We start from the raw sequence: 24,998 nt of genomic DNA on the forward strand, positions 1-24,998 counted from the left end.
CCTAACCAGCCGATTACCCGACAATTACTGAATGGCCGCCACCATTCGATAGCATCGAAGTGTCACCCACCCGGCTAATCTGAGAAAGGGAGGCTGCTGACTCATGACCACCAACCTCGAAATCGAAGACCTGGATCTCACCGACGATCCGGTGGTTCAGAATGAAGTCTTCATGCTCGCCTTCAATTCCGGCGACGGGAACATCTTCAACCGACTCTACCGGGACGACGCGATCTCCAACCTGTCGGGCGCGCCCCTGCGTGGCGAGGAGCGCAAGCAGTTCATCGTGGACTTCATCGCGAAGAAGCCGCACCTGAAGTCCACTGTCCGCAACGCCTATATCGCTGGGGACACCTCCCTGATCGTGGTCGACTTCGATCTCGAGGTCACCGGCGAGGACGGCGAACGGGTGCTGCTGCACGGCTCGTGCACCGACGTGATGCGCCGTGGCGAGGACGGGAAGTGGATGATGGCCATCGACCGCCCGATCGCGGACTCGATGCCGCAGTAACCGCACGGTTGTCGGCCCCGGAACCAGCGTCGAGCACCGGTTCCGGGGCCGACACGCTTTGTCTGGTGTGGATGGCCATGGCGGTGGATGGCTATGGTGAAAGGGACCGCCGGGTAGGCGGTCCCTTTCACGTTTCGGGTGCGCGCGGTCAGACTCGGGCCGCACGCTCGTCGCCCGGCGCGGGCGCCGGGGCGGGCCGGGACCCCCGGGAGTTGCGCAGCACGCGCATCAGCATGCTCGGCCGCATCAGCGCCTCCGGCGGGTCGACCAGCCCGGTCACCCTCATGTACGCGCTGGCGACCTCGCCGTCGCGGGTCGCGGCCTCCAGCACACGGCCGACGTAGGCGTGCCCCACTTTGATCTTGAATGTTCGCTTGCCCTCGACCTGCGGAAAGCTCAGGTCGCCCGCGTTCATCAGCTCCCACGGCGGATCCAGCACATCCTTGGCCAATTCGCGCAGGAACACCCTCGGCCGTGCGTCGCCCTCGGCCAGGTGCTTGCGCAGCGCGAGGGCGCCGAGCGCGGCGATGGTCATGCCCTGGGCGTAGGTTGGGTTGAAGCTGCACACCGAGTCGCCCAGAACGATGAACCGCTCAGGGAACCGGTCCAACCGCTCGTACCTGCGTCGCAGGTTCGCCGGGAACTTGTAGGCGACCGGCTCGTCGAGCGGCTCGGATTCCTCGATGGCGTCGTGGATGTCGGGCACCGGCAGGGACCGGATGAACTCGTGGAACCCGGCCGCGTCCGCGGGCGGGTGCTCGCCCGCGAGGCCGTAGGCGGTGACCTCGATCTGGTCACCGTGCTTGCCGCAGATGGCCCCGCGCGGCCGGTCCGGCGAGGCGATGATGTTGATCGAGATGTCGCCCCGGTATGGGTCGGTCCGCAGCCGGTAGTGCCGGGTGGTGTACCCGATCCCGACGGCCAACCGCTCCTCCTCCACCCGGTCGTAGCCCAGTTCGGTGAGCCACACCGGAGTCCGCGTGCCCCGGCCCATGGCGTCGACGACGAGGTCCGCTCGCAACTCCTCCTCGGCCTGGTCGACCCCGTCGGTTCGGCGGATCCGCACGCCGGTGACCACGGCGTTGTCCGGCGTGGTGAGCAGGCCGAGGACATCGGTTCGCTCGATAAAGGTCACGTTGGGCAGGCGGCTGACCCGCTCGCGCACGTGGAACTCCAGCATCGGCCTGCTCACGGTCACCGCCACCAGGCCGGACCGGCCGCGGCTCAGCGGCTTGCCGTTGAAGAACCAGCGCAGGTGGCCTGCGGTGTCGCCAATGCCCGCGCCCGCGGCTGCCAACTCGGCGGTGAACCCGTCGAACAACTCCTCCAGCACCTGTTGACCGCGCGCGAGCAGGCCGTGGACCTGTCCGCCCTGGGGAACCCCGCGCCGAGGTCCGCGCACCCCGGTCAACTCGTCGCGATCGATCAGCAGGACCTCCGAGTGGGTCTCGGCGAGCACCCTGGCTGCGAACAGCCCGGTGATGCTGCCGCCGAGCACGACCGCACGGCCTCCGACGCGACCGCCCATCGCGGTCACCTCCTTCGTTGTTGTCGGACCGGTCCGAGAGCGGACCGGTCAGCGGACGGCGACAGGGGCGATCCAATGGAAGGCCCCGTCGTAGAACAGCAGCGCGGGCCCCTTGGCGCCCTCGCCGAGACCGAGCAGGGTCCCGACGAAAATCGAGTGGTCGCCGCTGGCGTAGGACTCGGTCAACTCGCATTCCAGCCAGGCCAACGCCCCGGAGATCAGCGGCGCCCCGGTGTGCTCGCCCGGCCGCCAGTCGAACCGCTCGAATTGGACCGCGCCCAGCGTTCTGCGCTTGTCGGCGAAGTGCCGCGCGACGTCTTCCTGGCCCGCCGCCAGGATCGACACCCCAAACCGGCCCGCCCCGGTGATCGCGCCGTGCATGACCGCGGTGTGCGCGACGCAAACCAGCACCCTCGGCGGGTCCAGCGAGACCGAATTGAACGCGTTGGCGGTCATTCCGTGTATTCGCTCGCCACCGACGGTGAGCACGGTGACCCCGGTGGCGAACCGGGACATCACCTGCCGCAGCGTGACGACCTGGTCGCCCAGCAGAGGAGAATTCACGATGTGCCCTTCTCGGTCATGACGTCGTTTCCGGCCGCATATCCCGTGTCGATACACCGAAAGCGACCTTACCGACGAACCGGTTGCACACGGTCACAGTGCGGTCATCGCCGCCGCTCAGCGCGACGATGAGCACGCGGTTACCCGATGATGACCAACCTCGGTACAGGATTCGCGCAGACGCCGCGCATATGCGCGGGACCATCCGCGCGTTTTCCGGCGATTCAGCCGCGCCGATAGCGTCGCCGCACCGGACGCCAAATGGCACGAATTTCCCGACAGTTTCCCGACACGACAGCGGAAAAGGGTAGGACATGACTGCGTCGAATACCGAACTCGAACTCGCCGAACCGAACATGCGCGGGCTGCTGGCCACGGTGGGGCTCGATGTCGAGTACGTCCGCGCGCGGGGGAACACCATGTTCGCCGCCGACGGCGACGGCGGCGAGTTCGCCGTGCTCGACCTCGTGGGCGGCTACGGCTCGCTGATCCTCGGCCACAACCACCCCGAGATCGTCGCGCACGCCCACGCGCTGCTCGCGGCGGACACCGCGGTGCACGCCCAGTTCTCCCGGCACGGGTCGGCGAACCGGCTCGCGGTCGCGCTGAACTCGATCATCGCACGGGAGCAGCCCGGTGACGAGCCGTACCACGCGATCTTCGCCAACACCGGGGCCGAGGCCATCGAGGCGGGAATCAAACACGCCGAACTCGACCGGGTGCTGCGGCTCACCGAACTCAACTCGCGGATCGAGGCGCACCTCGACCAGGCGAGCGCGGCCGTCCTCGACGGCACGGCGGTCGTGCCCGGCGGCGTCTACGAGCAGGTGGGAGTGTCTGACTTCGACGAGTTGGCCACCGAGGTGCGCAGGCGCAACGCCCGCCAGTCGGCCACGCCGCCGCTGTTTCTGGCATTGGAAGGCTCCTTCCACGGCAAACTCGCAAGCAGCGTGCAACTCACCCACAACCCGGAGTTCCGAAGGCCGTTCCAAGCGCTCGCCGCGCAGTGCCGGTTCGTCCCAGCCGACGAGCCCGGCGCGCTGGCGAAGATCATCGACGGTGAGCGGGCCACCCTGCTCGACCTGGTGCTCGTCGACGGCGAAGTGGCGATCGTGCCGGTCGACGCGCCGGTTTTCTCCGCGTTCCTCGTCGAGCCGGTGCAGGGCGAGGGCGGCATCAAGGTGCTCACCAGGGACTTCGCCGACGAGATCCAGCAGGCGTGTGCGGCGCTTGGCTGCCCGCTGATCGTCGACGAGATCCAGACCGGCATGGGCCGCTCCGGCTCGTTCCTGGCGAGTTCGGCCATCGGCCTGCGCGGCGACTACTACACCCTGTCCAAGAGCCTCGGCGGCGGGCTGGCCAAGGCCTCGGTGTTGCTCGTGCGCGCCTCCCGCTACCGCGGCGAGTTCGAGTTCGTGCACAGTTCGACCTTCGCCAAGGACGGCTTCTCCTGCGCAATCGCGCTCAAGGTGTTGGAACTGCTCGAGGCAGCAGACGGCCACGTCTACCGGCTCGCGGCGAGCAGGGGCGCCGCGCTGGCCGCGGCGCTGCGGGCCGTGCTTGCCGACTTCCCGGACGTCCTCACCGAGGTCCGGGGTGTCGGACTGATGCTCGGGCTGGAGTTCCACGACCAGTCGACGTCGCCGTCGGAGCCGGTGGCCGAGAGTGCCCGAGCCGGGCTGCTCGGCTACCTCATCGCCGGATATCTGCTGCGCGCGCACCGGATCAGGATCTTTCCGACCGCGAGCGCGGCGCGCACACTGCGGTTCGAGCCGTCGGTCCACCTCACCGACGCCGAGATCGCGCAGACCTGCGCGGCGCTGCGCGAGGTCTGCGCGATCCTGCGCGACGAGCCGGATCGGCTCGTCGCGGGCTGACCGGGAGGCGGTCGGACCGTGCCCTCGCTACCCGTGCGTGCGGGGCGAGGGCACGTTGCCGCTGAGATGAAGTTCCTCGTCCCGAGTGGAAACCCGCACGGGTTCCTGCCGCAGCAGCATTCGCACGTACTTGCGGCGGATGTCGGGCTCGTCACCTGCCTGGGCCAGCGAGGCCCCGCAGTACCCGCCTGCCAAGTGCTCCAACTCGCTGTCCATCGTCGCGGTGAGCGACTCGGCGACCCGGTCGAGGGCCGCGTCGGAGAGCGGCTCCAAGGTGATAGTGACCGAGTGGCGTCTGCCCACGTCCCAGTCGGGCCGCCGTTGGAGCAGTTCCCCTCTGGCAGTGGCGATCACCAGCAGCGGCGCCGACTCGGCACGGTCGGCCAGGTTCTTCACCGACTCGAGCAGGACGCTGTCGGCGTGGTGCAAGTCGTCGATCACGATCACCAGCGGGTGCTTCCTGGCGATGAGCAGCAGGCAGTGCCGCCAGGCGTCGAGCACCCGGCCGAGCTGCGCCCGCAGGTGCGCGGCGCCGTCCGGCTCGACCAGGGCCAGCAGGCAGGTGGCCAGCCGGGTGGCCTCCTCAGGACCGGTTAGGCCGCGCATCGCGGTGACTACCTTCTCGCGCACGGTGGCGGAGTTGTGGCCGCGCCGAACCCCGCAGTAGGCGGCGAAGATCTCGGCTTGCACCGCGAGTGGGTTCTCTCGCTCGTCCGGTCGGGCCTGCGCACGACCGATCAGGAAGCGCACCGGGTCCTGGCCCGCGGTCTCGATCCGCTCGAATTCCTTGACCAGCCTGGTCTTGCCGATACCCTGCTCACCCAGCACGGTCACCACGTGGCAGCGGCCGCGGTGGCGGACCCGGTTCAGCACGCCGTGCAGCACATCGAGTTCGCACTCGCGGTCGATCAGCGGCACCGCGGCATAGTCGGCGTAGTCCGGGGAGGACTGACCGATGCGCCAGCCGGAAGCCTCCTCGCCAACCCGCTGGTAGTCGATCGCGGCCTCGGTCGAGCGCCGGGTGTTGTCACAGACCCAGATCTCGCCCGCTGGCACCAGCGACAGCATCGACTGGCATCCGTCGAGCAGGGCGCCGCTGACCCGGGGCGGCCCGTCGGTCTGGTCGCCCCGGTAGCGCACACGTGCCTCGCCGGTGGCCACCGCGGCGTGGATGCTCAGGCCGCGCACCGCCGGCGTGGTCTGGGCGGCCAGCATCGCCGAGACGCCGAGCCGATCTCGGATCGAGCGGGCCGCGCCGACCGCGCGTTCGGAGTTCTCCCCCGGCACATTCGAACTGCTGAACACCGCCATCGACACCGATCCGAAGGACGCGGTGACCGCGCCGCCGAAGCACTCCACCGCCTCGCGGATGGTGGTGGCCATGCATTCGAAGGTTTCGTCGACGTCGTCGGCGTCCACCTCGTCGAAGTCGGGAGTGAGCTGGGTGCGCACCACCATCACGCTGACGTTCCTGCGCTCGGTCTCGCGGTCGGACTGCTGAGCGGGCTGGCCGACCCGCTCGGTCTCCGGGAAGTCCGACCCGGCGGGCACGATCTCCGGCGGCGCCGCGGCGTGGGGCGGGCCCTCGACAAGGGCGCGGTTGCCCCGCATCCCCTCGCCGAGGGCCACGTCGTGGACGGCGTCGTGAACGGCGTTGTGGCCGACCGCGACGGCGGCATGCGGCAGGACGAGCGCCGGATCATGGGTGAGGATCGCGTGCTGGAGCAGTTGCAGCTCACGACCCGGTTCGAGGCCGAGGTCGTCGACGAGTTTGGCGCGCACCCTGCTGTAGACGTTGAGCGCGTCGGCCTGCCTGCCGCAGCGGTAGAGCGCGAGCATGAGCTGGCGACAGGAGCGCTCGCGCAGCGCCTCGCTGTCGACCATCGCCTCCAAGTCGCCCAGAATGGCATGGTGGCGGCGACAGGCCAGCTCAGCCTCGAACCAGTCCTCCATGGCGTCGAGCCTGGAGTTCTGGACCGCGGTGAGTTCCGGCCACGCGGTGCCCGCCTCGACCAGGTCAGCCAGCGCCGGACCCCGCCACAGGCCGAGCGCGTCGCGCAGGACGGCGGCGGCGGGCTCGCCCGAGCCCGCGTCGAGTTCCGCCCTTCCCTTGGCCACCAAGTGGTGGAAGCGGTAGAGGTCGACCTGGTCGGGGTCGACGCAGAGCATGTATCCGGGCGCCTGGGTCAGCAGGGTGGGCGAGCCGGGGATACCGGATTCGACCAACATGCCGCGCAGCCCCCAGACCGCGTTCTGCAGGATCTTCCTGGCCGAGGTGGGTGTGTCGTCGGACCATAATGCTCTGAGTAACTGGCTGATCGCCACCACCCGATTCGCGTGCAGTAGCAGGAAACCCAGCGTGCCGCGCTGCTTGACTCCACCGAGCGCAACTTGTCCGCCGTCGACCAAGACCTCCAGCGGGCCCAACATCCGAAATTGCATAGCCCCCCCAGGGTTGTATTCGGAACTGAGCCACGATCCCAGTCCTAATGGATTCCGGCCCAGCGATACGAGTATTAAGTTTTGTCCCCGACCTGGTCCCGCCTCGATGCGTTGACCACACTGTGCCGTCAAAGTGCCGGCCAGCACTCTTCCGCGCCTTTACGCGCAAAGGAAGCATTTCCTCAAGGCTAGTGAGGACGCAAAGTCGCGTCAACACCGCGCGCGACGGCTACTTTCCGTGACTTGGTCACCCGGTGAGCCTACCTTGCGCACCGGGGATCGTGCCATGGATTCCGGCGTAGGTCATAGCTAAAGCGGATGACCAGGTAGCTTCTGTCCCTCGAAAGCATAGTCCGCAATGGAGTACGTCCGACCTGGGGAATCAGCCGCATAATGCCGTTCGCGTGCTTCGGGCGCCGCGCTGCCATTGGCCCAGTAGCAGCAGCCCGGTGACGCCGCATGCCGCCCGTTGTCGAGGAACGGATTGAAGCCGTCCGTGGTGCCGCGCAGGGCGTGCTACCAGCACCAGCGGCGGCCACGGCGCGCAATCGTTGCTGGTGGCGCGCACGAGGCTCTCGGCCTCCACCGCGTCAGGCACGGCGCCCAAGTCGGCGACCACGCAAGGCGGTGCGCAGGTCGGTGGCCTGGTGTCCGAGTACGAGGGCCAGATTATCGACGGGAACCACCACACCCGCCTCACCCGAGCAGGCCGGGCGGTCGGTGGTGGCAAGCGCGGCGAGCAGCAACGCCCGGACGGCAGCCGGGGCACCGGGGGCCGACCAGCCCGAGCCCACGCGCGGCGGCGAGGTCCAGGGCGTTCTCGCGACCGTCGCGCACCCCAGCCCCGGTGCCACCGCGGTGCGCGGTGCGTCCGAAAGATTGAAACAAGTCGCAGAAATGCGACCACGACGGCGGAGGCGATGGAACACACCTTCCTCACGGCGTCGGCGAGAACGTCGTCGTCTCCGTCGTTCCAGTGGGTGTCGAGGTCGTGGTCGAGGTCGGACTTGTCGTCGGCACGCAGATGCGCGAGGTGCTGCCAGGCCGGGGCGGTCGCCGCGACCTGCACCGTGCTGCCCGGCCGAGGACCATGGACCGGCCGGTGCGAGCGGTTGCCCAGGACGGACAGCAGGATCGCTCAGGCCACGAGAGCGAGCAGCGCCGTGGTGGCGATCAGGCCCCGCAGCACCCGTCCGGCGAGACGACCGCCGCTTGCCAGGGCTGATCGGGCGCGGCGGCCCGTGCTCGACCGCGCCGGTGTCCGACGTTCGGGTGTGCGATGGGGTGGTCACGACGCGCTTGATTCCTTGGCAGCACAGGGTTACACGTCGATCAGCACCCCGCCGGGCGACACCGGACAGGACGTCTCCTGGGCGCCGTGGTGGTGTCGTGCGACGTCGGCCGGGGCGCGCCGTCTCGTCCGCGCAGGTGGTGTGGCAGTCGGCCGCCGTGCTCGCCGCTGGCGCCGGTGCCCTGGTCCGCGCGGTTCGTCCGCTGCCGCTCTCGACTTCCTCGGCGGGCCGCTTGCGGGTGGGCCGGGTGAGCTCGCGGCGGGCGCGGGCATCACGCCAGCGGGTGAGATCGGCGGCCGGTAGGTCGATGAAGGCGGCCAGTTCATCGATGTCCATGACGTCCTGCACGACGGCGAGCACATCGCCGAGTTCACGCTCGATGTCGTCGAGCTGCTCGGCGAGTACCGCCCGAGCGCGTTTCGCGCTGCGGGCGGCATCAGCCTGTTGTACTCGGTGTTCGATGTCCTGGGTCGTCGCCATTCCGTTCCTCTTTCTTGTTGACAAGCTGGGGATCGGCGTTCGCGTGGCCAGGGATCGATTGTCTGAACTGTCGCGAGTTCGTTGATCGATCTCAGGCCCAGGTCGGTCCCTGCCCTGGTGGGTGTGGGTCCACTCGATCGCGTGCAGATTCAGATGGACGATATTCCCGACAAAATGCCGATGTTCATGGTGCATGTCGTCTCCTGATGAACAGAGATGCGCATAAGTCTCGTCCGTCCTGTGTGGACTGCGCGTCCGCAGGATCTCCTGGCTGATCAACGCAAGCGTGGCCGAGCAGCGTCCACTGTGAATAACAAGGCAGGGACGTTGGCCGCGTTCTTCGACTTCCTGGTGGTGCGATATCAGGGCAACATCCACGCCCTTACCGGACATGTACTCGAGCAGCCGGTGGACGAGTTCAACTGTCCGTCCAAACCGGACTACGCGGACCTGCGAGTGCCGCCGTCGCAGGACGAGGTCGAGACCTGTTCACGGCGTGGCGTGACGCGTTGCCGCATGCCCGGAAGTTCCTGCCGGCGGCACGGGACTACATGGTCGCCTCGTTGTGGCGCCGCGCTGGTTTGCGGATCAGCGAGTCGGTGATGCTGGACATCAGTGACTGGTGACCCGATCTGGGCGACCATGACAAGCCGCACGTCCGGGTACGGCCAGGGCAACCGGCGCCGCGGTCACAAACCCGTCTGGTGTCGGCGATCAACGATGTGGACGCATTGCTGGAGTGTGAGCCCACCGACCTGCTGATCCGCGAGCCCGAAAAAGTCGCGGAGCGCAAGCCACGGAAAACGGCGGAAGCCACCGGCGGCGCGAGCACGGTGGTAGCCCTGCGGTTCGGGCGGCATCGATCGGCACCTCCGGCGTGAGCGGTCGGCCGTGATCAAGGTTCTGCCGTGGGTGTGGCCAGCGGCCGGTCAAGCACCGTCAATCGGAGTACTGCTACACATACCAGCCCGGCGGCCCGGTGACCCCGCCGCCATGCCAACGCTGCGGCTCGAAGGAGAACTACTACAGCGCGGGCTTGTGCGTCCACTGCCACCGGTTCTCCCCGCTGAGGATCGACTCGTGCGAGGACTGCTACGCGTGGGGCGCGACCGCCGCCGCTTCTGGCTGCCCGTCGTGGCCGGGAACCTCGAACTCGGCTGGCCACCACTACAGGAAGGCATGCACTTTCATGACCTACGCCACACTCATCCAGACTTGGCTCATCGAAGAGGGGCGTCCCCCGCGTCCTGCGCCTGTTCCAGCTAGGGCACCGCCGCCGGGATGTCGATGACGACTACAGCCACGTCACAGACTCCATGGTCAAGCGCATGTTGATCAACCCGCGACACCGCTGGGAGCAGAATGCGAGCTGGACACGGGCCGAACACGACGCATACCAACGGAAGCGGCCTACCCCTTCCGGTTGGGTATCCGGGTCAGATCACACTGCTCCTCAACGGTCAACACCCCGCCAGCAAGATCCGCTAACAGGGTGTTGACCTGCATGTATAACCAGTGGGCGATACTGGGATCGAACCAGTGACCCCTTCGGTGTGAACGAAGTGCTCTCCCGCTGAGCTAATCGCCCGGCGCGGCTGGGCCGCGTCGACGTGGAAGAGAGTACAGGATCTCTCGGCTCAGGTGAAAAGCGGGGACCCCAGCCAGGGCCACTCGATGCCGAACCAGTCGCCGACCAGGGCGAATCCGTTCAGCAGCCAGATGGTGGCGACCACGATGACGCCGGTGAGCGCCAGGACGAGCAGGCGCACGGCGAGGCTCTGGCGCTTGAGCCAGTCGGTCCAGGCGTCGTACTTGCCGCGGGCGTAGGTGAGGACGCGGTGGGCCCAGCTGAACTCGACGGCGAGGATCGCCAGGCCCGCGAAGACGACGAGCCATCCCGGGCCGGGGTACGGGATCATCAGGATTCCGCCCGCGAGAACGAGTCCGCCGACCACGGCGACGCCCGTGCGCCATACGGCGCGGGTTGTCGGGTTCTTGTCCGCCCAGTCCGGGCGTGCCAGACCTTTCCGACGAGTCTCGCCTGCCACTAGATCACGCACCTTCCACCCATCTGGCCCATTGTGCTCTGGGAGTACCCAGATGGCAGCGGGAACGATCAGGCCTGGCCGTGACCTGCGGGAAGGTAACTCTGGCCACAACGAGGACCGGGCGGCCCAGGTCAGCGCGAGATTGGTGCGCCAGGCACATAAACGTCGGCGAATATTCGTGCTTGAGGCGCTACCAACTGGGAGAAAAACCAGCCAGTATGGGAAGCGCCTCGGAGCGGGTTTGTCACTTTGCGAAGCGGCACGGCTGCCCCGGGTGCGCGGCAGTGGCCCGGATGGGTGATGTCGGCTCGTTCGGCGTTCAGATCGGGGCGCTGGAGCGTCACATAGTAGGGGCTCAGTCGTTTGGGCTGGGAGGGGAGAAGAAGGGTAGCGACGATGCGAAACGATCACGTCACGCTGCGGTCCACCGCGGTGTTCGACCTCTTGGCGCCGAGGACCCCAGCGGTCCCGGTGAAGGTCGAACTGCGGTACGACACGCGTGATCCGTACGCGGTGGTTGCGGCGTTCCGCACCGGCCGCGCAGGCTGGGTCGAGTGGGTTTTCGCCCGCGACCTCCTCGCCGACGGCCTCATCGCCGAAGCGGGCGACGGCGATGTCCGGATCCGCCCCGCGGTGGACGACCCGGAGGTCGTCGTGATCGAACTCAGCTCGCCGTCGGGCCACGCCGTGTTCGAGGCGTCGGCCCAGGAACTCGCCGACTTCCTCGACCGCACCTACGACGTCGTCGTCCCTGGTAACGAGCACCTGTGGGTCGACGTCGACGAGGCGCTCACGCACCTGATCTCCACCGACCTCACCTGATCACCACCCCCCGATTTGGAGCGGCGAACCGGCGTCCGATAGAGTTCTGCTCGCACCACGGAGGAAGGGCCGGACGGGAAACCGCCCCGCAAGCCCCCAAACCGGTGGCTTGCGGACGTAGCGCAGCTGGTAGCGCATCACCTTGCCAAGGTGAGGGTCGCGGGTTCGAATCCCGTCGTCCGCTCGGAAGCGGTTCGGCCTCTGCGCCGGCCCCCCGGGGGCCAACCCTTCGGGATCCGGCGGAGTGGCCGAGTGGCTTAGGCAAGGGCCTGCAAAGCCCTGTACGCGGGTTCGATTCCCGCCTCCGCCTCGGGCGATTAGCTCAGTGGGAGAGCACTACCTTGACACGGTAGGGGTCACTGGTTCAATCCCAGTATCGCCCACCAGTTATATAGGCTGGTCAGAAGCCCCATTCCTCCTCGTGAGGGGTGGGGCTTCAGCCGTCTATGGGAGACGGATGGGAGACGGCGTCTTTCTTACCGTCCTGGGTGTCGATCATGAGCCTGGCGAGAACCGGTCCGAGGTGTGGGAACCACGTCACCAACTGTGACCGTTCCGCCGTCGTCAAGGCGAGCAGGCTCGATTCCCAGCGGACCTCCAGGGCATCGAGGATCTGCTTGCGCATGACGTCGGTCACATGGTCGTAGATCCGGGCGATGCCCTTCATCTTCTGTCCCAGCCTGGCTCGGCGGGCGACCTCGGGGACACCGTCCTCGGTAAGCCAGGTGGCGTGGGTGTGTCGTCCCTCGTGGAAGGTGAACCAGGGCAGGATCGCGGGCGCGTGGTCCTCGGCGTCGGGGTTGTCGGGGTGGACGCCGTCCCATGCGGGCCGCCAGTACCGTTGCCGGAAATTCGACCGTCGCCACGGTTTGCCTTCGGGCGTGACGAACGCCCAGGAGTGCCGGTGGCTGTCGAGCAGCATCTCGTAGAACGTGGCGATGCTCGGTGGAAGTTGGATCCAGCGCGTGCCTGCCGGGGTCTTCGTCCGGCCCTTGCGCGCCGCCGCACCGCGTCGTCGCCGTGACGGCGACGCGACCGAGGGTGCCTCGGTCTCGGTCATCGCCTCGCCGTACTTCTTGAGCACGCCGCCCACCTCCTTCAGCGGCGCCTGGATGCAGATCGCCTTCTTCGACTCGTCGTATTCGTGCCGCTGCTGTCCGGCCAGTTCGCTCCACCGGGCTCCGGTGTAGAAGTCGGCCAGGCACAGGGAGAACCCACTCAGGCCGAGTCCGCCTTCGTACAACCGCATCGCCGCCCGCAATGCCTGCACCGGAGAGGCCACCAAACGCTCGGGCGCGTACTCACCGGAGGTCACCCGGACACCGCTGCAAGGGCTGGCCGGAATGATCCGCGCCTTCACGGCTGCCTTGAGGAAGGTCGAGAACGTCGCGAAGATCGACGCCACAGTGGACTCGGCGTAGTCCTCGTGCAGCTCCGACACCCACTTCTCGATCTCGATGTAGCTGTTGAAGATTCCGATCATCGGCCATGCTGACCACTGTGGCAGCAGTTGGTTGTCCAGGTGGGACCTGTACTTCGCGGCTGTTCCTTCGCCGAGGCGAGGGCTGATCGCGGTCAGATACTCCTCGGCGAAATCCCTGAACGGGGTCTCGGCGTCCCGAGGGTCGATCCAGTTGTTCCGCCGAATCAATGACTCCTGATCGTTTCCCCAATTCTCCGCCGCGGTCTCCGAGGTGAAGCCCGCTTGGCTTCCCCAGGTCCCGTCGGGGCGCTTGTATCGCGCCCGCCATCCATTTCCTCTGCGTTCTGCGTGTGCCATTTTCTCCTACTCTTTCACTGGTTCACGCCACTCTCGGCCGGGAGCGGCGGGTTCGCATGGTCTGTCGTGTCATCTGGAGAATCTCCGCGATGTCCTCGCGGCTGAACCGGTAGTGTTTGCCGATTCGGTGGTGCGGAATATGACCGGCCGCCGCGAGATCGCGCAGGGTGCGTGGGGACATCCGGAACAGGTCGCCCAACTGTTCCGCGGTGAGCAGTTCCTCCGAGGACACGGGAGATCTCGCGACCAGTTGCCGGATCGCGCCGGTCAACTCCATCAGGCTCGTCACCAGGTGGTCATGCTGGTCGTCGGACCCATCTTGTCCTGGTCTGTGCAGCCCGTCGCCGTCGGACGAAACGGTCGGTTCGTTCAGGCTGGAGAAGTCGAAGGGGGAGTTCGTGACAGCGTCAGTCATCTCGCCCACCGCGCATTCGATGGGTAGGGAAGAGTCGCGGGAACACGGTTTGTGTCATCGCTTGTCGCCGGACACTCCGCTGGACGCGCACGTCACCCCTCCTGCCCGGAGCAACGAGCAGCCTGTCATCAAGCAAACTACTGGCTGACCTAGTCAGGTGCAACCTGACTAGGTCTAGTTTCACGCAAAGATCACCGGCTGTGTGCTGAACACGCCGGGAGTTGTCGACCATGTTGCGGCAACCGTCGGGGACACTGAGCCGTGTTCGACGTCGGCGCGAAGCGCTGATAGAAGGCGAGGACAGGGCGGCGTGAGGGTGCGGATCCGTTGGCGACTGCGGCAGGTGATGGCCTCGCGGGACGTGTGGACGGCCAAGGATCTGCGTGAACTGTTGGCCCGCCGCGGCGGTCTCGAACTGTCCAAGCAGTCGATCTCGGATCTGATCAACCACCAGCCGGTTCAGGTGAAGGTGAGAACGCTGGAAGCGTTGTGCACCACGCTGCGGTGCACACCGAACGAACTGTTCGGTATCGATGCGCCACGGGAGGTCTCGATCAGCGACGAGCCCGACGGCACCTGTCCGCAGGAAGATTGCTGACGACACACGCGGTTGGCGAGGAGCGGCGTTGGTTGTCATGCGGCTTTCGCCCTCCTGTCGCTTGTTTGCTCGGGGGCCGCGCCCAGCGTTACCTGGACTCGGCGGTGCCAGTTGAGCGCGAACCGGAGGCAGTTGGATTCGCTGCGGTGGCTGGCTGTGCAGCCGGGGATGTACCGGCCGCGCATGCTCCAGGACATCGAGTCCGAGCTGAATAGGGCCTCGGCGTATCGATTGAGGCCGGTGATCTTGATGCCGAAGCCGTGCAGGGTCAGGTCGCGCGTGGCGAACGCGCGCATGACGCGCTCGACTTCGACGCTGCTCTGGCGTCGGCAAACTGTGCCCACGCCGACCAGTGGCGCTGACTCCAGGTCGATGCCGGCGCGGCTGTAAAGCTCGGCGCAGCGCTCGTAGTCCGCCAAAGTCCAGCCCTGCAACACAGGCACGAAGGGAAGCTCAGGCACGAGCTCCCGCAGGCGAACGAAGTTGCGGACGGTGCGCCGTTGATGCTCGCGGACCGTCAGGCCGGTGCGCTTGAGGATGCTCTGTTCGCACATCCAGTCCTGGGGTGCGGCCCAGGCGAGGTTGCCGATCTCGTCGGCGTAGCGTCGGATCGCCCGGACGTAGTCCTTCTCGGTGGTTTGCCAGCGACCGTGGAGCTGCAGTTCGGTGAAGCCGCCGGAGTCGAGCGCCCATTCGGTGATGGATCTGGGCAGGGTGCGGCGGTGGCCGAGTCGACGGTGCGAGACCAGCAGCGGAATGTCGCGTACGCGCGTCAGCCAGATGGGTTGATGGATGCCCAGGTAAAACTTCACGCTGGCACCGCCCTCCGGCGAGCGCAGGCGCCCGCGAGCACGGCGACCGCAAGAACGGTGGTGGCGGTCTTTCCGGCGAGTTGGCCGGTGAGGTAGGTCAGTGAGCCGAAGGCCAAGGGCAGGAACAGGAGGCTGTCGATGAGCAGCCCGATCGCGTTCGACAGACCCACGGCGGCGAGGCGACTGCGCTGTCGTAGTGGGGTGTAGACGGCGAGGTCGACCAGTTCGGAGACGGCGAAGGCCGCCGCGCTGGCGAGCGCGATGCGCGGCTCGGCGACCAACCCGGACAACACCGCGCCGAGCGCGATCGCGAGCAGCGTTGTCCGGGTGCCGACAGCGTCCTGCAGGAGGTCCCGGACGGTGAACGCAAGCCCGGCGATGAGCGCGCCTGCGGGAACGTGCAGGCCCGCGACAGCGACCGCCGGCCAGAGCGTGGTGGCCCAGTTCGCCCCGGCGATCGTCGCCGCGTACGCGGCGAACAGGACCACGGCGGCGACGTTCCACCGGCAGGTAGTCATGCCGCACTCGGCCGGGTACTGGCCGAGTCCTCCACGTCGGGCGGACCTTCGGCGGGGCCGGGCTGGGCACGGTGGAAGGTGCGCTCGTCGACCAGTGGTTCGTGCATCTTTGGTGCCGAGGTGACCCACTGCTCGATGGGTGCCGGGCGGCCTGCGATGGTGCGGGCCCAGACCTGGCGCCCGGTGTATTTGGCGTTGGTGACGATTCGTCGGACGGTTTTGGCGGTCCAGCGCCCGTTGGGCACTGGTGCCGGGTACTGGCGCGGGGCGTTGTTGAGTCGCGTGGCGATCGTGGCGAACTTCAGGCCGTCTTCGGTGCGCCAGGTGAAGATCTGTTTGACGACCGCGGCGGTCTGCCAGTCCGGGACCAGGACTGTCCGCAGTTTGCTGTGTCCGTTGGTTTCGGTGACGCGGATGCGCAGGGCGCGGTAGCCGTAGGGCGGTGGGCCGATCTGGTAGCCAGCGCGGACGAGTTCAACCATGGCTTGGCGGGCGCGGCGGGTGGTCTCGGCATGGTGCGTGGCAAGGGCTGCCCACTGGATGCGGTTGCCGCGGGCATCGACGAGTGCGTCGTTACCGGTCTGCTCATTCGCTCGTGCTTCGGTGTCGACGGCGGAGGTATCCGACTGGCTTGTCCACAGGTTTGCCCACAGGCGGGACCACCACGATGGACAGGTCTCGACCATCGGTGTGCCGGTGCAACGGTGGCGTGCGCCGGCGCGCAATGCAGCGCGCTTGCGTCGGAACTCGGGGTGCCAGCCGCACTCGCGGCAGTACAGGCGGGTGGTCATGCCGCTCGCCCCCGGCCGGGGTGCTTGGCGCCGTTGACGGCGGGGCGGGTGACCTGGTCCTTGGTCGGCCACGGGATGCCAACTGCCGCAGCGGCGGCGAGTTCGGCGTCGTGGGCGAGCTGGAAGACAAACACCTCGTGGTGCGCGGTGAGCACGGTCGGCGTCCCGGCAGCGCGTGCTCGGGCGGCAGCGCGGCGTTCAGCGAGCGAGGTTCGGGTGACCAGTCGGCTGCCGCGCAGTCCGGCGGTCAGCGCGATGCACCGCTCGACGGGCGCCAGCCCGGCCGCAGTTGCGGTGGCGATGAGCGGGGTGGTCAGGTCGACCAGCGCACCGTCCGGGTTCCGGAGGGGTCGCGCGATGACGGCGACGTGTCCGCCGGGGCGCAGCAGCGGCTCGCAGTAGAGCAGTGTCGTGGCGAGGTCGGCGAGCGCGGACTCGATCGGGTCGTGGTCCGGACTGCTCTCTCGGTCCGTGGTGCGCGGGGTGGTCAGGACGAGTCCGACTCGCCCGATCAGCCCGGCGGCCTGGACGGTTGCGAGCACCTTGGGGCGGGCGTCGAGGACCGAGCCGTCGGGCCAAGCGCCTGCGGTTTTGGCGGCGGTGACGTTGGCGCGGGCGAGGGTCCACCACCGGTTGCGGGTGGTGAGTCCGAGCGCGTGACGGCCTATGCGCAGTGCCGCGGTCAGGACGGTGCCCGCGCCGCAGTCGGGGTCGAGGACGAGGTCGCCGGGGCGGGTGTAGGTGGCGATCGCGTGGGCGGCGAGGTCGGGCGGAATCCGGTCGGTGTCGGTCTCGGTGCCGGGCACACACCCGGCGTCGCGTAGCTGCGCGAGCGGGTCGCGCTGGCCGGTCGGCCAGACCGACAGAGGCGGGATCGGCGGCTCCCCCGGTGGCAGGGGGAGTGGCCAGGGCGACGTGGGGTGGTCAGTCACCGGAGGTCTCCTTCCTGTTGGCGGCGTCGGCCGGGGATGGTTGGTGGTTGGTGAACACGAAGAGGTCGTCGTGCACCTGCGTGTGCCGAGCTGGCGTCGCGGGCGCCTGCGGTCGGGCGTGCGGGGCCGGGGCCGCGACGGCCAGCGCGCCGTCTCGGACGGGCACGCGCAGCAGAGTGATGCGGTCGAGGTAGCGCAGCCCGGCGCGGCGCGCGGCGCGCACCAGCGAGCCGGCGGGGTCGGCGAGCCGACCGCGGGAGTGGTCACTGTTCGTGATGACGGCGAGGGTGCCGGTCGGGGTGAGTAGATCGGCCCAGTCGGTGGGGCGGAACCGGTCGAGGGTGCGTGGGTCGGCCGCGGTGATGACGAGGTCGTAGTGGTCCGGACCGACGCCGATCGTGTCCGAGTCCGGTCCAGGATGGCGGTGTGTCGACGGCCCGGCGGCCTGCTTGGTGGTCGGCGGGCCGGTGCGCGGTCGGGGGCCGGACTCGGACTCGGTCGAGGCGTCGCCGGGGTGTTCGCCGACCGGGTCGGGGTGCGCGATGGCGGTCTGGGTTTGGACGCCGCGGCCGAGCCGGACCACGGTCCAGCCCGCTTCGCGTAGTCCGGCGTACGGGCCGGGCCGTGACTGATTGCGGCCCCCGGTCGGTGACCACGACGCGGGCGGGGCAAGGTAGGGCGCGGGGGCGAGCAGCAGCACCCGCTGGCCGGGCTGGGTGTAGGTAGTGACGGTCTTGACGACCGCGGTCAGCAGCCAGGCGGCGAGCAGTCCGGCGCCCTCGTGGAGGTCGTCCTGGGCGCATGGCCACACGGTGCTCGGCCGGGCGGAACGCGAGTGGTGCCGCGTGGGGCGCAGGGTGCGCATGCGCGGTGTTCGCCGCCGCTGTGGTCGCTGGATCGGGATGGTCGGGTGGTCGGTCGGGCCGTGCTCCGGGGAACCGTCTCCCGGTGAGCCGTTGCCGTGTGTCGGGGTCATCGCGGGTCTCCTCCGACGACGTGGGTGCCGTGCGTTCTGCCCCCCCTTAACTCCGTATTTGGACACTGTTTTGGACACGTACCGTCAATCTCTTTACGTCGTGCCGACTCGGGCCAATCGTGACTCGAAGCGATTAACGGTTCCGCCGAAGCCGTGACCAAGGAACAGCTTTGTCGGTCGTCCCGCGCCGCCGTGAGCCGCTTCCCGGGTCAGTCGCAGCCAGATTTTCAAGATTTTTCCGATGATGCAGCGTGGATCTTGCCGCCGGGCCGCGTCGGGGGCCCGCAGTGACTACCAGGGCTGTACTAGCAAACGACTAGAACCGCAGCTCGGCGGCTACTAGGTTCGATCAACAATCGTAGGTCACAAGGCCAGATTTTGATCTTGACTCGACGCGCTGGTGGGGCGAAATAGTAGTTTTCTAGTAGCCTCGCCGCAGTTCGCTGGTTGGCGACTAGTGGTGGCGTGGTATTTCCGTGGTATCGGTTGTGACTTCCTGGTGTCGTTATTGTTCGCATCGACGCCGTGGGAGTCATGACATGGCAGTGCACTCTGTTTTTCGTCGCGGTGGCGACAACGTTGCCCCGAACTCATTGGATATCGCGCGGGACACGTTCACCTGGCTGGTGACCGGGCCGCATCCGATGTCGCTGAACGGCCGGGCGCTCCTTGCTGGGCGGCTTGGCCCGCGCCTACATCGCGGCGAAGACCTTCGGCATGGTCGCGGGCAAGACCGGCGCGATCGGCAAGTCCGGCGCCGCAGGCGCGACCAAGACCCGTGCAGGCGGCGGCAACGGTCGGGGCGGCGGTAACGGGTCCGCGGACCCGTCGTGGCCCACGCAGCCGCGCCTGGCGCCCACTCCGGACATGGTCGCCAAGCGGCTCAAGGCCGCCCATGACGCCGAGCGCGCCCGCGCGGCCCGCCGGTCGCGGCTGCCCTCGCAGGCACCCCGGTTCCTGCAACCCGGACCCCAGCAGAGCACCCACGACCCCGCCGTCACCCCGGCGAACCAGGGACCAGCCATGCCGCCTGAGTTCAGCTCCGCACCCGCCCCCGCGACCCCCACACCCCCGCAAGGGACACGGCCCGGACCGAAACCCCGGTTCCAAGCCCCTGGAGGACCGCGTCGACACGGCGCCACCCCGCCAAAGGCCCGCCCGATCCGCACCGCATCGGTGCCCCCGCAACTGCGGTTCCAACCGGCCAATCCGCCGCCACCGCCACCCCCTTCACCGCCGAAGTCGACCTCGGCGCCCGGCGTGCCGGTGTTTCGGCAACCGACGCCGGAGCCGCGTATCGGTGACGCCTACCGGCGCACCCAGTCCGTTCCACCGCCGGTGTTCCGCGCACCGAAACCCGCTCCAGGAGGTGAAGGGAAATGAGCCAGCCGGTAAGGATTCCCGCCGACGTCGACCGCGAGGACCGGGTGATTGGGCCGCTGACCGTGCGGCAGCTGTTCATCCTCGCTGTGACCGGGATCGTGCTGTACGGGGCATACCTACCGGTTCGACTCTTCCGGAAGGACACAGTCGATCATCACCGAGAGTATGTCCACCGACGAGGGGCAGGCCGTGCAACTGCTGCCGTTCACCCACCCGGATCACCTGGCCGAAGCCGAACGTCCGGTGATCATTGGTGGATGACGTCCTCGACGAGGTCTACGCGAAAAGCGCCCGATCCGGGCAGCCCGCGGAACTGCTCACCACCCACTTGGCGTTCACCCTGGCCTCGGGCAGGCGACTGCGCGAGCGCGTCGGCCGTCTGCAAGTCGCGGACGACGTCCTCGGCGGCGCCTACTGGGATGCCGTGCTCCTGGCCGCGTTGACCCACGATGCGGGCAAAGTGCCCGCGGGATTCCAGCAGATGCTCTCGGGCGCGGTGCGCGTGTGGGGCGAGCGGCACGAGGTCATGTCCCTCGGTTTCCTGCCCTCCTTGATCGACGACCCGGCACTGTTGGCGTGGGTCGCCGCCGGTGTCGCCACACACCATCGTCCCCTCACCGGACGCGCGGGGCACGACCTGCAGTTCCTTTATGGCTCCGCTCGAGTAGACCAACTTCTCGACCGGATGGGTCCCATCGAGGCCAGCGAGGTCTCGGCCCTGATCCGGTGGCTTCGCCTGCAAGCCGCCCAAGCCGGGCTACCGGTAACCAGTGACGAGTACCCGGCCAGCACCACCACGGTGATCGAGTTCGCGCACCAGCTGCTCGACAACCTGCTGGACAGGTGGGCCTACGGCGCCGAAACCGAGGAGGGGCTCGCGGCGGTGCTGTTGCAAGGCGCGGTCACCTTGTCCGACCATCTCTCCTCCGCGCACGGCCACCTGTCCCTCGACCAGCCGCTCGACGGCTCCTTCCCCCGACTCCTCCACGATGACTGGCAGGCGAAGGGAAAAACCCTCCGCGACCACCAACGCCGCGCGGCCGACGTCGACGGGCATCTGCTGCTGCGCGCACCGACCGGCAGCGGGAAGACCGAGGCGGCGCTGTTGTGGGCCGCGACCCAGGTGACCGCGATCGGCAAGGAAACCGGTGGTGTGCCGAGAGTGTTCTTCACACTGCCCTACCTGTCCTCGATCAATGCCATGGCCACCCGGTTGGAACAGACGCTGCGTTCCCCGGGGCCGTGGGTGTCGCGCACTCCCGTGCAGCGTCCTATCACCTCACAGCCGCGATCCGGGGCGAAGACGGCGCCGAGGAATCCGATGCCGGTGGACCTTGCCGGATCGACGCCGCGGCAAAGGCACTCTCACGCGCCGCCGCCACCCGCCTGTTCCAGGAGAGCGTCCGGGTCGGCACTCCCTACCAACTGCTGCGGGCCGCTCTCGCCGGTCCGGCGCACTCCGGAATCCTCGTCGACGGGGCGAACTCCGTGTTCATCCTGGACGAGCTGCACGCCTACGACACCCAACGCCTCGGATACATCCTTGCCACCGCGCGCCTCTGGGAACGCCTGGGCGGACGCGTGGCGGTTCTCTCGGCCACCCTCCCGGCCGTTCTCGCCGACCTGTTCACCCGCAGCCTGACCGCGGACCGACGACGGTGCAAGCACCCGCGACGGATCGGCCAGCGCGGCATCGTCTCCGAACCCGCGACCACCACCTCACCGACGATGACGCGATCACCGAGATCCGCGCACGCCTCGATCGCGACGAGTCGGTCCTCGTCGTGGCCAACAACGTGGCCCACACGATGAACCTGTTCCAGACCCTGGCCCCCGCCGTCCGCGCACGGCACGGGAAGGACGCGGCCGTTCTGCTGCACTCCCGGTTCCGCAGAGGCGACCGCTCGAAGATCGAACACAAGATCATCGACCGGTTCAATACCCGACCCTCGAACGAAATCTCCTCGCGTCGCCCGGGATTGCTTGTCGCCACCCAAGTGGTCGAGGTGAGCATGGACCTCGACTTCGATGTCCTGTTCACCGCGGCGGCGCCGCTGGAAGCCCTGCTCCAACGCTTCGGCAGAGTCAACCGGCTCGGTCTACGTCCCCATGCCGACGTGATCGTCCACCGACCCGATTGGACCACAAGGCGCGGCAGTGCGGGCGAGTACGCCGACGGCATCTACCCCCGCGACCCCGTGGAGCAGGCATGGCGGATTCTTCTGCGCCAGGACGGCGACCCCATCGACGAGTCCGACGCCACCGGCTGGCTCGACCAGATCTACACCTCGTCCTGGGGCGAGACGTGGCGAGCCGATGTGGAGCACCGCAGCCAGGCGTTCCACCAGGCGTTCCTGACCTTCCGGTACCCTTTCGACGACCGCGCCCACCTTGCCGACGAGTTCGACAAGATGTTCGACGGCACCGAGGCCGTGCTCGCCCAAGACCGCGACGACTACATCGCGGCGCTCACGCAAGCCGACGGCGCGGTCGGACGCCTGCTGGCCGCTGAATACCTCGTGCCCGTGCCGTACTGGGCCGGGCGCCTGACCCAGTGGGAGAAGCGGCTCAAAGTCAACGTCATCGACGGCGAATACGACCCTGAACTCGGACTACTCGCCATCAACAACCGCGATAACGAGACCTACAACCGGGGGATGGTCCTGTGATCGGCGAGGACGATGTCGGCGGTGTGCACGTCAAGTACCTGTACCACTGCCGCCGCCAACTCTGGCTCTATGTCAGGGGAATCCGCCCGGAGCACCTGAGCGCGGCGGTGCAGTTGGGTGAGGCCGTGCACGACACCAGCTACACCCGTCACTCCCCCGTGGACCTCGGGGCGGCCCGGTTGGACTTCCTCGACGGGCAACTGTGGGTCCACGAGGTGAAATCGTCCGCCCGGCCGAGTCCGGCGGATCAGGCGCAGGGCCGTCACACTGCCACCGCCTGCGTCAGGTCGGGGTCGACGCGCAGGGCGCGGTCCTGCACTACCCCAAGACCCGCCGCACCCACCGCGACCCCTACACCCCCGAAGCCGCCCGACAGGCCGAGACCGACATCGCCGACGTCCTCGCTGTCGTCGCCGCGCCGTCCTCACCACCCAAGCTGGCTCGAAGTTCCTGCCGCGGGTGCAGCTTCACCGACTACTGCTGGACGGAATGACCATGCCCGCCGCGTCGAGAACCTACTGGCTCACCACCGCCTGCCGAATCCGCCGCAAGGACGAGTCCCTCGTCATCGAACGACCCAGCGCCGACAAAGTCCACATCCCGATCACCGACGTCCGCGATATCGTCGCCTGCGCCGAAGTCGACATCAACACCGCCGTGGTCGCCCTGCTCAACAGACACCGCATCAACATCCACCTGCTCAGCCACTACGGCGACTACGCGGGCTCACTGCTGACCTCGGACACCAGCACCTCCGGCGAAACCGTGCTCGCCCAAGCCCGCACCGCAGGCAACCCCACCGCAAGCCTGGCCATCGCCCGCGCCCTCGTCGACTCCTGCGCCTTCAACGTCCGCCGCGTCATCGACCGCAAACTCCTCACCCGCCCCTACAACACCCTGCAGGCATCCATCGAAACAGCGCGGACTTCCGCGCAACTCATGGGCGCCGAAGGCACCTTCCGCAGATCCGCCTGGGAAGTCCTCGACACCAAACTCCCCGACTGGCTCCAACTCGCCGGACGCAGCCGCCGCCCGCCGAAGAACGCGGGCAACGCCTTCATCAGCTACGTCAACGGCATCGTCTACGCCCGCACCCTCACCGCCATCAAACTCACCCCGCTGCACAGCGGCATCGCTTTCCTGCACAGCAGCATGGAACGCCAACGCCACTCACTGGCCCTCGACCTCGCCGAGACCTTCAAACCACTGTTCGCCGAACGACTCCTGCTCCGCATGGCCAACCGCAACCAACTCAAACAACACCACTTCGACACCGACACCAACCACGCCATGCTCAGCGAGACCGGCTGCAAACTCCTCGTCCAAACAGTCCGCGACGAACTCGCCACCACCATCGCCCACCGCACCCTGGGCCGCCCCGTCGCCTACGACGAACTCCTCTACCTCGACGCACTGGCCCTCACCCGCCACTGCCTGGAGGGCACCCCCTACAAACCCTTCCGAATCTGGTGGTGACCCATCCACGTTATTGTCGTCTACGACACCGCCGCCCACCGCAACCCCAAAATCCTCCGAACCTGCCGCCAATACCTCCACCACATCCAACGCAGCGTCTTCGAAGGACAACTCACCCCAGCCCAACTCCACAAATTCCGCGCCGCAGTCGAAACCCACCTCGACCTCACCTACGACAACGTCATCGTCTACACCTACCCACCAGGAACCACCCCCCAACGCCACGAATGGGGACCCACAACCACCGCACCCCAAGACATCCTCTGACCCCACCCCGCACGCCGAAATTTCAGCGACACCCCGGGCTCCGCAACACGACCGGAGGTTCACTGCAAAACCCGCCCAAATCAACCACCCGACACCTTGCCTGACCTGCGCCTTTACCTTCGGGTCCTCATCGCCCCTACGAGGGTTCGCAACGCCTCGGTCAGGGGCCGCTCCAGCGCGGCCGCCGCGTCCTCATCGCCCCTACGAGGGTTCGCAACATCTCGATCGTGGGGTCGATCAGCCCCAGGTGGCGGGTCCTCATCGCCCCTACGAGGGTTCGCAACTCCTCGCGCCACTGCTGCGCCGCTGGATCTCAGCAGTCCTCATCGCCCCTACGAGGGATGACAACGTCCAGCACGCCAGGTAGTGCGGCGCAGCAACCGCTGAGGTTCTCATTGGCCCCACGAGGGTCGGCAACCGTGCGGCGCTGACCACTCTGGGCCGTATTGGTGCTAGGAGGGCGGCACCCGTGTCCTCGGGTCACCTGATGCGAGCGGCCTCACGTCGCTGGTGACCGGTGTCGGGCTTCCGCGCGGCGACCTGGTCATTGGTTGGCACCTGGGTTCCCGCTGGGGCAACTGCTGGGCTCGCACACCTAACCGTTGCGGCAGAACAGTCAGCCCACCCGATCAACTCGTCCGGCCTGCGCTCGCGGCGCGGTGGGATGCCGTAGCGTGCTTCCTGGCATTTCGCGTCTGTGCACGACCAAGGTCTCGGGTGCCATCGGGTGTAACGGATGGGGATCTCCGTCGATCCGGTCTGTAGGTGTTCTGCTGTCTGGGGGTTGCGTGCGGCTGGTGTTGGTGGCTTCGTCGGG

The 24,998-nt window shown here is 67.8% G+C and carries 23 protein-coding genes, 4 tRNA genes and 2 pseudogenes; 17 read left to right on the plus strand and 12 right to left on the minus strand.

Annotated features, from left to right (window positions below):
• Nucleotides 1–103: 103 nt before the first annotated feature.
• Nucleotides 104–511 (plus strand): YybH family protein, encoded by a 408-nt coding sequence (locus ACZ6SD_RS23940; protein WP_465319213.1) that lies wholly within the window; start codon nucleotides 104–106, stop codon nucleotides 509–511.
• Nucleotides 512–659: 148 nt separating this feature from the next.
• Here the strand turns inward: ACZ6SD_RS23940 and ACZ6SD_RS23945 are convergent, their stop codons facing one another.
• A complete protein-coding gene (locus ACZ6SD_RS23945; RefSeq protein ID WP_465319214.1) occupies nucleotides 660–2,039 on the minus strand; it encodes an FAD-dependent oxidoreductase in 1,380 nt (459 codons plus the stop codon).
• A gap of 48 nt (nucleotides 2,040–2,087) precedes the next feature.
• Nucleotides 2,088–2,603 carry a flavin reductase family protein gene (locus ACZ6SD_RS23950; RefSeq protein WP_465319215.1) on the minus strand — a complete coding sequence of 172 codons (516 nt, stop codon included), beginning with the start codon at nucleotides 2,601–2,603 and terminating at the stop codon, nucleotides 2,088–2,090.
• 314 nt (nucleotides 2,604–2,917) lie between these two features.
• Between ACZ6SD_RS23950 and ACZ6SD_RS23955 the strand changes: the two genes are divergently transcribed.
• Nucleotides 2,918–4,480, plus strand: coding sequence for an aspartate aminotransferase family protein (locus ACZ6SD_RS23955; protein ID WP_465319216.1), 1,563 nt, complete (start codon nucleotides 2,918–2,920; stop codon nucleotides 4,478–4,480).
• Nucleotides 4,481–4,507: 27 nt separating this feature from the next.
• Here the strand turns inward: ACZ6SD_RS23955 and ACZ6SD_RS23960 are convergent, their stop codons facing one another.
• Entirely contained in the window at nucleotides 4,508–6,910 is a 2,403-nt protein-coding gene (locus ACZ6SD_RS23960) for a BTAD domain-containing putative transcriptional regulator (protein ID WP_465319217.1), read from the minus strand.
• A gap of 988 nt (nucleotides 6,911–7,898) precedes the next feature.
• Here ACZ6SD_RS23960 and ACZ6SD_RS23965 point away from each other — a divergent pair.
• Nucleotides 7,899–8,147 (plus strand): hypothetical protein, encoded by a 249-nt coding sequence (locus ACZ6SD_RS23965; protein ID WP_465319218.1) that lies wholly within the window; start codon nucleotides 7,899–7,901, stop codon nucleotides 8,145–8,147.
• Between the two features lie 1,251 nt (nucleotides 8,148–9,398).
• Nucleotides 9,399–9,575, plus strand: coding sequence for a hypothetical protein (locus tag ACZ6SD_RS23970; RefSeq protein ID WP_465319219.1), 177 nt, complete (start codon nucleotides 9,399–9,401; stop codon nucleotides 9,573–9,575).
• Between the two features lie 635 nt (nucleotides 9,576–10,210).
• Here ACZ6SD_RS23970 and ACZ6SD_RS23975 read toward each other — a convergent pair.
• Both ACZ6SD_RS23975 and ACZ6SD_RS23980 read right to left on the minus strand, forming a co-directional pair.
• Nucleotides 10,211–10,282: transfer RNA gene (locus ACZ6SD_RS23975), tRNA-Val, on the minus strand.
• Nucleotides 10,283–10,331: 49 nt separating this feature from the next.
• Complete coding sequence (locus ACZ6SD_RS23980) at nucleotides 10,332–10,742, minus strand: TIGR02611 family protein (RefSeq protein WP_465319220.1); 411 nt, start codon at nucleotides 10,740–10,742, stop codon at nucleotides 10,332–10,334.
• Between the two features lie 396 nt (nucleotides 10,743–11,138).
• Between ACZ6SD_RS23980 and ACZ6SD_RS23985 the strand changes: the two genes are divergently transcribed.
• The 4 genes from ACZ6SD_RS23985 to ACZ6SD_RS24000 all read left to right on the plus strand — a co-directional run bounded on the left by ACZ6SD_RS23985 (nucleotide 11,139) and on the right by ACZ6SD_RS24000 (nucleotide 11,950).
• Nucleotides 11,139–11,564: an SsgA family sporulation/cell division regulator gene (locus ACZ6SD_RS23985; protein ID WP_018687187.1), complete on the plus strand. Its 426-nt coding sequence runs from the start codon at nucleotides 11,139–11,141 to the stop codon at nucleotides 11,562–11,564.
• Nucleotides 11,565–11,675: 111 nt separating this feature from the next.
• Nucleotides 11,676–11,748, plus strand: a tRNA-Gly gene (locus ACZ6SD_RS23990).
• Between the two features lie 54 nt (nucleotides 11,749–11,802).
• Nucleotides 11,803–11,874 (plus strand) — tRNA-Cys (locus tag ACZ6SD_RS23995).
• 1 nt (nucleotide 11,875) lies between these two features.
• Nucleotides 11,876–11,950: transfer RNA gene (locus ACZ6SD_RS24000), tRNA-Val, on the plus strand.
• A gap of 50 nt (nucleotides 11,951–12,000) precedes the next feature.
• Here ACZ6SD_RS24000 and ACZ6SD_RS24005 read toward each other — a convergent pair.
• Nucleotides 12,001–13,047, minus strand: a complete 1,047-nt coding sequence (locus tag ACZ6SD_RS24005; RefSeq protein ID WP_465319221.1) for a tyrosine-type recombinase/integrase — start codon at nucleotides 13,045–13,047, stop codon at nucleotides 12,001–12,003.
• 319 nt (nucleotides 13,048–13,366) lie between these two features.
• Nucleotides 13,367–13,759 carry a helix-turn-helix domain-containing protein gene (locus ACZ6SD_RS24010; protein ID WP_465319222.1) on the minus strand — a complete coding sequence of 131 codons (393 nt, stop codon included), beginning with the start codon at nucleotides 13,757–13,759 and terminating at the stop codon, nucleotides 13,367–13,369.
• 310 nt (nucleotides 13,760–14,069) lie between these two features.
• Here ACZ6SD_RS24010 and ACZ6SD_RS24015 point away from each other — a divergent pair, with 310 nt between their 5' ends.
• Nucleotides 14,070–14,357: a helix-turn-helix domain-containing protein gene (locus ACZ6SD_RS24015; RefSeq protein WP_465319223.1), complete on the plus strand. Its 288-nt coding sequence runs from the start codon at nucleotides 14,070–14,072 to the stop codon at nucleotides 14,355–14,357.
• 35 nt (nucleotides 14,358–14,392) lie between these two features.
• Here ACZ6SD_RS24015 and ACZ6SD_RS24020 read toward each other — a convergent pair whose 3' ends face one another.
• The 5 genes from ACZ6SD_RS24020 to ACZ6SD_RS24040 are packed head-to-tail and all read right to left on the minus strand — an operon-like array spanning nucleotide 14,393 to nucleotide 18,386.
• Nucleotides 14,393–15,169 carry a deazapurine DNA modification protein DpdA family protein gene (locus tag ACZ6SD_RS24020; RefSeq protein ID WP_465319224.1) on the minus strand — a complete coding sequence of 259 codons (777 nt, stop codon included), beginning with the start codon at nucleotides 15,167–15,169 and terminating at the stop codon, nucleotides 14,393–14,395.
• Complete coding sequence (locus ACZ6SD_RS24025) at nucleotides 15,166–15,687, minus strand: VUT family protein (protein WP_465319225.1); 522 nt, start codon at nucleotides 15,685–15,687, stop codon at nucleotides 15,166–15,168. The genes ACZ6SD_RS24020 and ACZ6SD_RS24025 overlap by 4 nt, the downstream gene beginning before the upstream one ends.
• Nucleotides 15,684–16,478 carry a recombinase family protein gene (locus tag ACZ6SD_RS24030; RefSeq protein WP_465319226.1) on the minus strand — a complete coding sequence of 265 codons (795 nt, stop codon included), beginning with the start codon at nucleotides 16,476–16,478 and terminating at the stop codon, nucleotides 15,684–15,686. The genes ACZ6SD_RS24025 and ACZ6SD_RS24030 overlap by 4 nt, the downstream gene beginning before the upstream one ends.
• Nucleotides 16,475–17,410: a DNA methyltransferase gene (locus tag ACZ6SD_RS24035; protein WP_465319227.1), complete on the minus strand. Its 936-nt coding sequence runs from the start codon at nucleotides 17,408–17,410 to the stop codon at nucleotides 16,475–16,477. The genes ACZ6SD_RS24030 and ACZ6SD_RS24035 overlap by 4 nt, the downstream gene beginning before the upstream one ends.
• Nucleotides 17,403–18,386 (minus strand): hypothetical protein, encoded by a 984-nt coding sequence (locus ACZ6SD_RS24040; protein WP_465319228.1) that lies wholly within the window; start codon nucleotides 18,384–18,386, stop codon nucleotides 17,403–17,405. Before ACZ6SD_RS24040 ends, ACZ6SD_RS24035 begins: the two co-directional genes overlap by 8 nt.
• A 681-nt stretch (nucleotides 18,387–19,067) precedes the next feature.
• On the opposite strand from ACZ6SD_RS24040, the gene ACZ6SD_RS24045 reads away from it, so the two are divergent.
• The 8 genes and pseudogenes from ACZ6SD_RS24045 to ACZ6SD_RS24080 all read left to right on the plus strand — a co-directional run bounded on the left by ACZ6SD_RS24045 (nucleotide 19,068) and on the right by ACZ6SD_RS24080 (nucleotide 24,181).
• Nucleotides 19,068–19,769, plus strand: coding sequence for a hypothetical protein (locus ACZ6SD_RS24045; RefSeq protein ID WP_465319229.1), 702 nt, complete (start codon nucleotides 19,068–19,070; stop codon nucleotides 19,767–19,769).
• Nucleotides 19,766–19,897, plus strand: a pseudogene (locus ACZ6SD_RS24050) (PrgI family protein); the annotation flags it as partial. The gene ACZ6SD_RS24045 and the pseudogene ACZ6SD_RS24050, both read left to right, overlap by 4 nt.
• Before the next feature lie 125 nt (nucleotides 19,898–20,022).
• Nucleotides 20,023–21,411 (plus strand): CRISPR-associated endonuclease Cas3'', encoded by a 1,389-nt coding sequence (locus tag ACZ6SD_RS24055; protein WP_465319230.1) that lies wholly within the window; start codon nucleotides 20,023–20,025, stop codon nucleotides 21,409–21,411.
• Between the two features lie 16 nt (nucleotides 21,412–21,427).
• Nucleotides 21,428–22,438 carry a hypothetical protein gene (locus ACZ6SD_RS24060; RefSeq protein WP_465319231.1) on the plus strand — a complete coding sequence of 337 codons (1,011 nt, stop codon included), beginning with the start codon at nucleotides 21,428–21,430 and terminating at the stop codon, nucleotides 22,436–22,438.
• Between the two features lie 23 nt (nucleotides 22,439–22,461).
• A pseudogene (locus tag ACZ6SD_RS24065) lies at nucleotides 22,462–22,638 on the plus strand (Dna2/Cas4 domain-containing protein); the annotation flags it as partial.
• A 2-nt stretch (nucleotides 22,639–22,640) separates the two neighbouring features.
• A complete protein-coding gene (locus ACZ6SD_RS24070) occupies nucleotides 22,641–22,931 on the plus strand; it encodes a Dna2/Cas4 domain-containing protein (RefSeq protein WP_465319232.1) in 291 nt (96 codons plus the stop codon).
• Nucleotides 22,898–23,914: a type I-B CRISPR-associated endonuclease Cas1b gene (cas1b, locus tag ACZ6SD_RS24075; protein ID WP_465319233.1), complete on the plus strand. Its 1,017-nt coding sequence runs from the start codon at nucleotides 22,898–22,900 to the stop codon at nucleotides 23,912–23,914. Before ACZ6SD_RS24070 ends, cas1b begins: the two co-directional genes overlap by 34 nt.
• A 12-nt stretch (nucleotides 23,915–23,926) precedes the next feature.
• Nucleotides 23,927–24,181: a CRISPR-associated endonuclease Cas2 gene (locus tag ACZ6SD_RS24080; protein WP_465319256.1), complete on the plus strand. Its 255-nt coding sequence runs from the start codon at nucleotides 23,927–23,929 to the stop codon at nucleotides 24,179–24,181.
• Nucleotides 24,182–24,998 lie beyond the last annotated feature (817 nt).

The organism is Actinokineospora sp. NPDC051303 (assembly GCF_055586285.1).

What these genes read in the sequence shown, in the direction of transcription:
- ACZ6SD_RS23940 (WP_465319213.1), top strand. Translation starts at nt 104, where the DNA reads ATGACCACCAACCTCGAAATCGAAGACCTGGATCTCACCGACGATCCG.
- ACZ6SD_RS23945 (WP_465319214.1), bottom strand. Translation starts at nt 2,039, where the DNA reads ATGGGCGGTCGCGTCGGAGGCCGTGCGGTCGTGCTCGGCGGCAGCATC.
- ACZ6SD_RS23955 (WP_465319216.1), top strand. Translation starts at nt 2,918, where the DNA reads ATGACTGCGTCGAATACCGAACTCGAACTCGCCGAACCGAACATGCGC.
- ACZ6SD_RS23960 (WP_465319217.1), bottom strand. Translation starts at nt 6,910, where the DNA reads ATGTTGGGCCCGCTGGAGGTCTTGGTCGACGGCGGACAAGTTGCGCTC.
- ACZ6SD_RS23985 (WP_018687187.1), top strand. Translation starts at nt 11,139, where the DNA reads ATGCGAAACGATCACGTCACGCTGCGGTCCACCGCGGTGTTCGACCTC.
- ACZ6SD_RS24005 (WP_465319221.1), bottom strand. Translation starts at nt 13,047, where the DNA reads ATGATCGGAATCTTCAACAGCTACATCGAGATCGAGAAGTGGGTGTCG.
- ACZ6SD_RS24010 (WP_465319222.1), bottom strand. Translation starts at nt 13,759, where the DNA reads ATGACTGACGCTGTCACGAACTCCCCCTTCGACTTCTCCAGCCTGAAC.
- ACZ6SD_RS24025 (WP_465319225.1), bottom strand. Translation starts at nt 15,687, where the DNA reads ATGACTACCTGCCGGTGGAACGTCGCCGCCGTGGTCCTGTTCGCCGCG.
- ACZ6SD_RS24030 (WP_465319226.1), bottom strand. Translation starts at nt 16,478, where the DNA reads ATGACCACCCGCCTGTACTGCCGCGAGTGCGGCTGGCACCCCGAGTTC.
- ACZ6SD_RS24040 (WP_465319228.1), bottom strand. Translation starts at nt 18,386, where the DNA reads ATGACCCCGACACACGGCAACGGCTCACCGGGAGACGGTTCCCCGGAG.